The organism is Terrabacter sp. RAF57 (assembly GCF_052113925.1).
In the GTDB taxonomy this organism is placed as follows: Bacteria; Actinomycetota; Actinomycetes; order Actinomycetales; family Dermatophilaceae; genus Terrabacter.
Window position 1 is genome coordinate 1 of sequence record NZ_JBFRDT010000041.1, and the last position, 8245, is coordinate 8245.

The window sequence follows — 8245 nt, forward strand, 5'->3', positions numbered from 1 at the left end:
CGACCTGCCGGGCCACCTCCAGTCCCGACACGCCCGCCTCGAGCAGCCCCAACGCCTGCTCCCGCTGACCTACCGAATACCGCCTCAGCCCTGCAGTCATCGTCCCGCCTCACACGACATCCGTGTTGCGCAGACGATCTGAGACCGCCGAGCGCTCGGTAACAGTCGAGCGAGCGCGCCGCCCCACGCGTCACGCGACGGATGGGACGGAGTGCTCAGTCGTGTGTGGTCAAGCGCTCACTCGAGGTGGGGAGGGTGGGGGACCGGCGGGATCTCGGTCGTGGGTCCGCGGGGCGCGCGGATAGGCTGGCCCGCGTGATCGACATCAAGCTCGTGCGCGACGAACCCGACCGGGTCCGCGCCTCGCAACAGGCCCGTGGTGAGGACCCGGGGATCGTGGACGCGATCCTCGCTGCCGACGAGCGCCGTCGATCGTCCCTCGGCGACTTCGAGAGGCTGCGCGCCGAGCAGAAGACCGTCAGCAAGTCGGTCGGCGCGGCCATGGGTGCCTTCCAGAAGGCGAAGAAGTCGGGCGCCGACGACGCCGACCACCTGGAGAAGGTGGCGCACGAGGCGCGGGCGCACGCCGGCACGCTGAGCGAGCAGGTCAAGTCGCTCGAGAGCGACGCCGACGAGGCCGGGGCCGAGCTCGAGCGCCTGCTCCGCCGGGTCGGCAACGTCATCATCGACGGTGTGCCCGTCGGCGGTGAGGACGACTACGTCGTGCTCGAGACCGTTGGAACGCCAAGGGATTTCGAGGCCGAGGGCTTCGAGCCGCTCGACCACCTCGCGCTCGGCGAGAAGCTCGGCGCCATCGACATGGAGCGCGGCGCCAAGGTCGGTGGCGCGCGCTTCTACTACCTCACCGGCGTCGGCGCCCTCCTCGAGCTGGCGCTGCTCAACATGGCGATGGCCCAGGCGACGGAGGCCGGCTTCACGCCGATGATCACGCCGACGCTCGCGCGCCCCGAGGTCATGGTCGGCGCCGGCTTCATGGACGCGCACGCCGACGAGGTCTACCACCTCGAGGCCGACGACCTCTACCTCACCGGCACCTCGGAGGTCGCCCTCGCCGGCTACCACTCCGACGAGATCATCGACCTGACGAACGGCCCGAAGAGGTATGCCGGGTGGTCGGCGTGCTACCGCCGCGAGGCGGGGTCGCACGGCAAGGACACCCGCGGCATCATCCGCGTGCACCAGTTCCACAAGGTCGAGATGTTCAGCTACTGCCGTCCCGAGGACGCCGAGGCCGAGCACCAGCGCCTGCTCGCGTGGGAGCAGGAGATGCTCGCCAAGATCGAGGTGCCCTACCGGATCATCGACACGGCGGCCGGCGACCTCGGTGGTCCGGCCGCCCGCAAGTTCGACTGCGAGGCCTGGGTGCCGACGCAGGGCAAGTTCCGCGAGCTGTCATCGACGTCGAACTGCACGACCTACCAGGCGCGCCGGCTCAACACCCGCGAGCGCGACCCGAACGGCTCGGGCACCCGCGCCGTCGCGACGCTCAACGGCACGCTGGGCACGACGCGCTGGCTCGTCGCGATCCTCGAGAACCACCAGCAGGCCGACGGCTCGGTCCGCGTGCCCGAGGCCCTGCGCCCCTTCCTCGGCAGGGACGTCCTGACGCCGCTGTCCTGACCACCCGGTTGAGGTGGGCACGCCGCGGCAACGTGCGTGTCTTTTGAAGGGACATCCCTGACAGCGGTGTGAAGGGACATCCCTGACAGTCGTCTTGTCTGCGGTTCATGGTGGCTTCATGGCTGGCGGGGAGATCTCGATGGAAGTTCGGTTGGCAACGGCTGCCCACGCGGTGCTGCGGGATGCCGGTGGTGCAACGGTGACGGCCGTGTGCAAAGAACTGGGCATCTCCCGGGAGCGTTACTACGCCTACCGGAAGCGGATGGCCAAGGACGGGATCGAGGGATTGCTGCCCCGGTCGCGTCGACCGGTCCGGTCCCCGACCGCTACCTCGCCTGAGGTGATGCAGGCGATCCTGGACGAGCACGACCGGCTCCTGGACCAGGGCTGGGACGGCGGAGCCCAGTCAGTGCACGACTGGCTGCTCGGCGCAGGGGCCGCCGTGCCCTCGGCTCGGACCTGTCACAAGATCCTGGCCGCTCACGGGCGGACCACTGCGACCCCGACCAAGCGGCCCAAGTCCAGCTACCGTCGGTTCGAAGCGTGAAGCCCAACGGCGTGTGGCAGCTGGACGGTCACGTGACCGACCTGGCCGCAGGCAGAGCGGTCGTGCTGCGGTTCCAGGACGATCACTCCCGGGCGATCATGGCCTCCCGGGCTGCAACCAGCGAGAACGCGACCGACACGTGGGCGTGCCTAGTCGCGGGCATCAACCGCTACGGCAAGCCCGCCGTTGTGCAGTGCGACAACTCGACCGCGTTCACCGCCCGGCTGGTCAAGGGCGGCGGCTACACCGAGTTCGAGGCCCGCCTGCACCGGATCGGGGTCGCGATGGTCAACTCCAGCCCGGGCCGGCCTCGCACCAACGGCAAGAAGGAACGCGAGTGGCAGACCTTGGAACGATGGCTGGCGGCGCGCCCTCGAGCCAAGGACCTGCCGCAGCTGCAACGTCTGCTGGACGTCTATGACGTCGTGTTCACCACGCAGCGACCCCACCAAGGCATCGGCGGGGTCCCACCCTCAGCGCGCTATACCGCCAGCCCGAAAGCCGAACCGGACCCCGACCAGCTCAAGCCGCGACAGTTCCTGCACACGATCACCCTGCCCCGCAGCGGATACTTCGAACTGCCTGGCGCCCGGATAGCGTTCGGGACCGCTTGGGCAGGCGCCAAGATCGACTACCTCATCGACCTCGACCACGCTGTCCTGTTCCACGACGACCAGCTCATCGCGCACGTGCGACTGGACCCCGAAACCCGCATCGACCACCTCCCCGGCAGCCGGACCTACCATCGAGTCGCCAAACCCTGACTGTCACGCATGTCCCTTCATCCTTGACAGGGATGTCCCTTCACAGGACAACGCTCCCTGGGGGCGCGCGATCACCTCAACCGCGGGGGAGTAGGTGACGCCGACCTGTCTCGTGACCTCGTCGAGGGCACGCATGTTGGCGTGGACCGACGCTGCGTCGTGCAGGGGAGACTCGAGCAGGCCGTCGCCGATGCAGCGGGCCGCCTCGAGGGCCGAGTGGTAGAGCGCGCCGTGGCCGATCGGCTCGGGGTCGGTCCACGTCACCGAGCCTGACCCGTCGGCGGAGGTGACGACGACGTCGCCGGGCATGAAGAACGGTCCGGGCAGGGTCAGCGTGGCCTCCGTCCCGGCGATGGTGGCCGCCGTGGGCGTACGCGTGAGCAGCGTCGAGTGGAGCACGCTCGTCGCGTCGCCGGCGTGGGTCAACAGCATCGCGGCCTGGCCGTTGACCCCGGACGCGGTCGACTCGCCGGACGCCAGGACGCGCGTGGCCGGGCCGAGCACCCATGTCGCCAGCGTCGTGACGTAGGTGCCGAGGTCGAGGAGCGAGCCGCCGGCCATGGCCGGGTCGAGGATGCGGTGCGGCGGGTCGAAGTGCTCGCCGTGGTCGGCGATGACGGTGCGCACCTCGCCGAGGAGGCCCGCGTCGAGCACCTGCCGCACGACGTCGAAGCGCGGCAGGAAGAGCGACCACATGGCCTCCATGCAGAAGACGCCGGCGGCCGCGGCAGCAGCCGAGACCGACTGTGCCTCAGACGCATCGAGACCCAGTGGCTTCTCGACGAGGACGTGCTTGCCGGCCCCGACGGCCAGGAGTGCGCCGGCCAGGTGCGCGTGGTGCGGCGTCGCGACGTACACGACGTCGACGTCCGGGTCGCTCACCAGTGCCTCGTGGCTCGCGTGCGTCCGCAGTTCACCCGCACCCCGGGCGAAGGCGTCGGCCGAGGCCTGCGACCGCGACCCCACGGCCACGACCTGCTGCGTCGTCGAGGCCCGGAGCGATGCGACGAAGCGTGACGCGATCCACCCCGTGCCGAGGATGCCCCAGCGAAGGCTGGGCACGCTGTCGGGCGTCGGACGACGTGGGGCAGGGAGGGCGGTGGGCAGCGAAAGGGTCGACACGGCATACCTTCTCGGTGGTCGGGTGCGCGACCGACCCCGGCGCGGTCAGCGCTCGTCGAGCATGACCTCGATGGAGTAGTCCTGGGCGCGGTAGCAGTGGTCGCCGTACTCGACGGGGCCGCCGACGGCGTCGAACGCGGTGCGCGACATCGTCAGGACCGGCTGGGACGGCGTGAGGTTCAGGTGCTTGCGTTCGGAGGCCGACGGCTGCCGCGCACCGATGCGCTGGTGGGCCACGACGGGCTTGCCGCCGCGAGCACGGAGCAGGGCGTAGAGGCCGTCGTGCTCGAGGTCCTCGCAGCTGATGTCGGAATAGGCCGGCGGCAGCCAGTTGCGCAGGATCGCGAGCGGCCGGTCGCCGTCGAGACGGAGCCGGACGAGGCGCAGCAACGGCGTGTCGGCCGGGAGGCCCATCGCCGTCGCCGCGACCTCGTCGGTCGTCACCTCGTGCGTCAGCACCTGGGTGCGAGGGTCCCCCGAGCCCTCGCGCCGCAGGTCGTCGTAGAGGCTCGTCAGCTCGGCCCGCCGGTGGATCTGGCGGCCCGCGACCGTCGTGCCGAGACCTCGCCGCCGGAGCAGGAGGCCCTGCCCGACGAGCTCCTGGATGGCCCGCCGCACCGTCGGTCGCGACAGGCCGAGCCGGTCGGCCATCGCGACCTCGTTCTCGAACGGGTCCCCCGGCTGGAGCACGCCGTCCGCGATGGCCGCGCTCAGCTGCTCGGCCAGCTGGTGGTAGAGCGGGACCGGCGTCTCGCGGTCGATGCGGACGTCAACGGGCTTGGGCATGGCCGCAGACTAACGAGACGATTCGGTCATGCACGCACGTGTTCATGTCAGCACACCCTCGTGTCATCACCTCGGGCTCTTGACGACGAGAACGGGCACGTCCGCGTCGAGGATGATGTTCTGCGCGACGCTGCCGAGGAAGGCCTTGCCCATCGGCGAGCGGCGCCGGGCCCCGATGACGAGCAGGTCCGGACCGAGCTCGTGCACGGTCGCGAGGATCGCCTCGGAGACGTCCGCGATGTCCCGGCCCCCGGGGACGAGGCGCACGTCCCACTGGAGGTCGGGCAGGCAGGCGGCCTCGAGCGCGCTCTCGACGGCATCGGAGATACCGGCCTTGTTGGCCTCCGCGATGTCGTTGTCGAGCGACTCGACGACGTGGACGACGAGGAGGTGGGTCCCGCGGTATGCCGCCTGGCGGGCTCCCTCCTGGAGCGCGAGCCCGCTCGAGCTGCGGGTGTGGTGGGCGACGGCGACGCTCATGACGCCACCCCGCTCACTTCTGCAGCTCGTGCGAGAGCTCGGTGAGCTCGTCGCCGCCGGCCATCTGGCGGGTGAGCTCGTCGAGACCGACGTCGGCGCGCTTCTTGTCGAGCACGGCCTGGCCGAGCTTGAGGATGACGAAGTGGTTGCCGACGAGGTAGGCGTGGTGCGGGTTGTGGGTGATGAAGACGACACCGAGGCCGGCGTCGCGGGCCGCAGCCGTGTACTTGAGCACGACGCCGGACTGCTTGACGCCGAGGGCCGCGGTCGGCTCGTCGAGGATCAGCACGCGGGCGCCGAAGTAGACGGCCCGGGCGATCGCGACGCACTGGCGCTGGCCACCTGAGAGGGTGCCGATCGGCTGGTTGATGTCCTTGACGACGACGCCCATCTTGCGCAGCTCCTCGTCGGCGATGCGCTTCATGTCGGCGATCCGGAGGGTGGCGAACGGGCCCCGGCCGCTCGTCAGCTCGGAGCCGAGGAAGAAGTTGCGCCACACCTCCATGAGCGAGACGACGGCGAGGTCCTGGTAGACGGTCGCGATGCCGTGGTCGAGGGACTCGCGCGGCGAGGAGAAGCTGACCTCCTTGCCGTCGACCTTCATCGTGCCCTCGTTGTGCGGGTGGAGGCCGGCCATGATCTTGATCAGGGTCGACTTGCCGGCGCCGTTGTCGCCGAGGACGCAGGTCACCTCGCCGGCGCGCACCGTGAGGTTGATGCCCTTGAGGGCGCGGATGGCGCCGTACGTCTTGCCGACGTCCTTCATCTCGATGAGCGGCTCGCCCGAGTGGAGCTCCGGGTCCGCGTGCTCGGACAGGGTGTCAGTCATGTCAGCCCACCTTTCGGGCGGTCGAGAGCTTCTTGACGTAGAGGTTGACCATGACGGCGAGCAGGAGCATGACGCCGAGGAAGGCCCGGAACCAGTTGGGGTCCCAGCCGGCGTAGACGATGCAGAGGCTCGTCATGCCGAAGATGAACGCGCCGATGGCGACGCCGATGGCGTTGCCGTAGCCGCCGGTGAGCAGCGTGCCACCCACGACCGCGGCGATGATGTAGAGGAACTCGTTGCCGATGCCGTTGCCGGCCTGGAGGGTGTCGAACTTGTAGAGCGTGTGCATGCCGACGAACCAGCCGAGGAACGACACGCTCATGAACAGGCCGATCTTGACGGCCTTGACCGGGACGCCGACGGCACGGGCGGAGTCGGCGTTGCCGCCGACGGCGTAGATCCAGTTGCCGATCTTGGTGCGCTGGAGGATGAACGCCGACAGGGCGACGAAGAGGAACCACCAGAGGACGGTGATCTCGACGGTGACACTGCCGATCTTGAAGCTCGAGGCGAAGATCGCGTCGAGGGTCTTGTAGCCGTCCATCTGGTTGATGTTGGGCGTCGAGACCGAGCCGGTGACGAGCTTCGTGACCCCGAGGTTCGCGCCCTGCAGCACGAAGAACGTGCCCAGGGTGATGAGGAAGCTCGGTATGCCGGTCCTCACCACCAGGTAGCCGTTGAGGAAGCCGATGGCGAGGCAGAAGACGAGCGAGAGCACGGCGCCGACGATGAGGTTGATGCCGAGCTGGTAGCAGAACATCGCGTTGACGAGCCCCGCCGTGGTGACGATGACGCCGGCGGAGAGGTCGAACTCGCCGCCGATCATGAGCATTCCCACGGCGACCGCGACGATGCCGATGGTGGAGGACTGGTAGAGCACGGTGAAGAACGACGCGGGCGACCGGAAGGCCGGGGCGACGATGAGGAAGAAGACGAAGATGACGATCGCCGCGACGAGGGCCCCGACCTCGGGGCGGGCGAGCAGGCGGTTCGACCAGCCGAGCGTGACCCTGTTCGACGCCTCGGCTGGTGCCGAGGGTGGAGTCTTGGTGGTTTGACTCATGGACCTCTCCGATCCGGTTTGACGAGCGAGCAGTGGAGTGCGGGAAGGGCGGCCGGCCCTGGTTGCCCTGGCCGGCCGCCCCGGTGGGTCAGCGCGTGTTGTTCTTGGCGAACGGGAGGATCACGGCGATGTTCTTCGAGTCCACGAACGACGGTCCGGTCAGGACGGCGAGGCCGCCACCGATGTCGTTGCCGTTCTTCTTGTTGAGGTAGAGCGACTGGATGGCGAGGTAGCCCTGCACGTAGGGCTGCTGGTCGACCGAGAACTGGATCTTGCCGTCCTGGATCGCCTGCGCGGCGTCGACGTTGAGGTCGAAGGTGGCGAGCTTGGCCTTGCTGCTGGCTGCGTCCATCGCCTTGAGGGCGTCGAGGGCGATCGGGGCGCCGAGCGTGACGATCCAGTCGATCGAGCTGTCCTGCGCGAGCTTGGCCTGCAGGGCCGAGACGACGGACGGGTCGTCGGCGCCGTTGACCTGGATGTTCTCCGTGGCGGGGATGCCCTTCTTGACGCCGGCGCACCGGGCCTCGAGGGCCACCGAACCGGCGGCCTGGATGACGCAGAGGACCTTCTTGCCACCGGCGGCGGCGATGCGCTTGCCGGTCGCCTCACCGGCGAGGTTCTCGTCGGAGCCGAAGTACATCTTGGCGCCGACCTGCTGGTACTGGTCGATGCCGGAGTTGAAGGCGACGACGGGGATGCCGGCGTCGTTGGCAGACTTGACCGCACCGGCGAGGGCGTCGGGCGTGGCGAGCGTCGTGGCGATGCCGTCGACCTTCGAGTCGATCGCGTTCTGGATCAGCGTCGCCTGCTTGGCCGGGTCGGGGTCGTTGGAGTACTTGAGCGTGATGCCGCTGTTCTTCGCTGCCTGGGTGGCGCCGGCCTTGATCTTGTCCCAGAAGGTGTCGCCGGGGGTCTCGTGGGTGACCATGGCGAACGTGTAGCCGGAGTTGTCGCCGGCGCCGCTGCCGCTGCCGGCGTTGGCGGTGCTGGCGGGGGCGCCGCCGCTGCTGCAC

Annotated in this window: 9 protein-coding genes; 3 read left to right on the top strand and 6 right to left on the bottom strand. The window is 69.3% G+C overall.

Going from position 1 to position 8245, the window contains the following annotated elements; genetic code table 11:
* Window positions 1-315 precede the first annotated feature (315 nt).
* The 3 genes from serS (at window position 316) to AB4Y83_RS22330 (ending at window position 2952) form a co-directional block, all read left to right on the top strand.
* Window positions 316-1641, top strand: coding sequence for a serine--tRNA ligase (serS, locus tag AB4Y83_RS22320; RefSeq protein ID WP_442298227.1), 1326 nt, complete (start codon window positions 316-318; stop codon window positions 1639-1641).
* A 118-nt stretch (window positions 1642-1759) separates the two neighbouring features.
* Window positions 1760-2188: a helix-turn-helix domain-containing protein gene (locus AB4Y83_RS22325; RefSeq protein ID WP_442298228.1), complete on the top strand. Its 429-nt coding sequence runs from the start codon at window positions 1760-1762 to the stop codon at window positions 2186-2188.
* A complete protein-coding gene (locus AB4Y83_RS22330) occupies window positions 2185-2952 on the top strand; it encodes a DDE-type integrase/transposase/recombinase (RefSeq protein WP_442298229.1) in 768 nt (255 codons plus the stop codon). Before AB4Y83_RS22325 ends, AB4Y83_RS22330 begins: the two co-directional genes overlap by 4 nt.
* Before the next feature lie 3 nt (window positions 2953-2955).
* Here the strand turns inward: AB4Y83_RS22330 and AB4Y83_RS22335 are convergent, their stop codons facing one another.
* The 6 genes from AB4Y83_RS22335 to AB4Y83_RS22360 all read right to left on the bottom strand — a co-directional run.
* Window positions 2956-4014, bottom strand: coding sequence for a Gfo/Idh/MocA family protein (locus AB4Y83_RS22335; RefSeq protein ID WP_442298230.1), 1059 nt, complete (start codon window positions 4012-4014; stop codon window positions 2956-2958).
* 105 nt (window positions 4015-4119) lie between these two features.
* Entirely contained in the window at window positions 4120-4860 is a 741-nt protein-coding gene (locus AB4Y83_RS22340) for a GntR family transcriptional regulator (RefSeq protein WP_442274206.1), read from the bottom strand.
* Window positions 4861-4926: 66 nt separating this feature from the next.
* Entirely contained in the window at window positions 4927-5340 is a 414-nt protein-coding gene (locus AB4Y83_RS22345) for a universal stress protein (RefSeq protein ID WP_442274207.1), read from the bottom strand.
* A gap of 13 nt (window positions 5341-5353) precedes the next feature.
* Window positions 5354-6169, bottom strand: a complete 816-nt coding sequence (locus tag AB4Y83_RS22350) for an ATP-binding cassette domain-containing protein (RefSeq protein ID WP_020143647.1) — start codon at window positions 6167-6169, stop codon at window positions 5354-5356.
* 1 nt (window position 6170) lies between these two features.
* Window positions 6171-7232, bottom strand: coding sequence for an ABC transporter permease (locus AB4Y83_RS22355; RefSeq protein WP_020143648.1), 1062 nt, complete (start codon window positions 7230-7232; stop codon window positions 6171-6173).
* An 88-nt stretch (window positions 7233-7320) separates the two neighbouring features.
* A partial coding sequence (locus AB4Y83_RS22360) for a substrate-binding domain-containing protein (RefSeq protein WP_442298231.1) occupies window positions 7321-8245 on the bottom strand: 925 nt, incomplete at its 5' end.

Bases quoted from the DNA above. Each gene is read 5' to 3' on its own strand.
- AB4Y83_RS22350 (WP_020143647.1), bottom strand. From the start codon at position 6,169: ATGACTGACACCCTGTCCGAGCACGCGGACCCGGAGCTCCACTCGGGC.
- AB4Y83_RS22325 (WP_442298228.1), top strand. From the start codon at position 1,760: ATGGCTGGCGGGGAGATCTCGATGGAAGTTCGGTTGGCAACGGCTGCC.
- AB4Y83_RS22355 (WP_020143648.1), bottom strand. From the start codon at position 7,232: ATGAGTCAAACCACCAAGACTCCACCCTCGGCACCAGCCGAGGCGTCG.
- AB4Y83_RS22340 (WP_442274206.1), bottom strand. From the start codon at position 4,860: ATGCCCAAGCCCGTTGACGTCCGCATCGACCGCGAGACGCCGGTCCCG.
- AB4Y83_RS22345 (WP_442274207.1), bottom strand. From the start codon at position 5,340: ATGAGCGTCGCCGTCGCCCACCACACCCGCAGCTCGAGCGGGCTCGCG.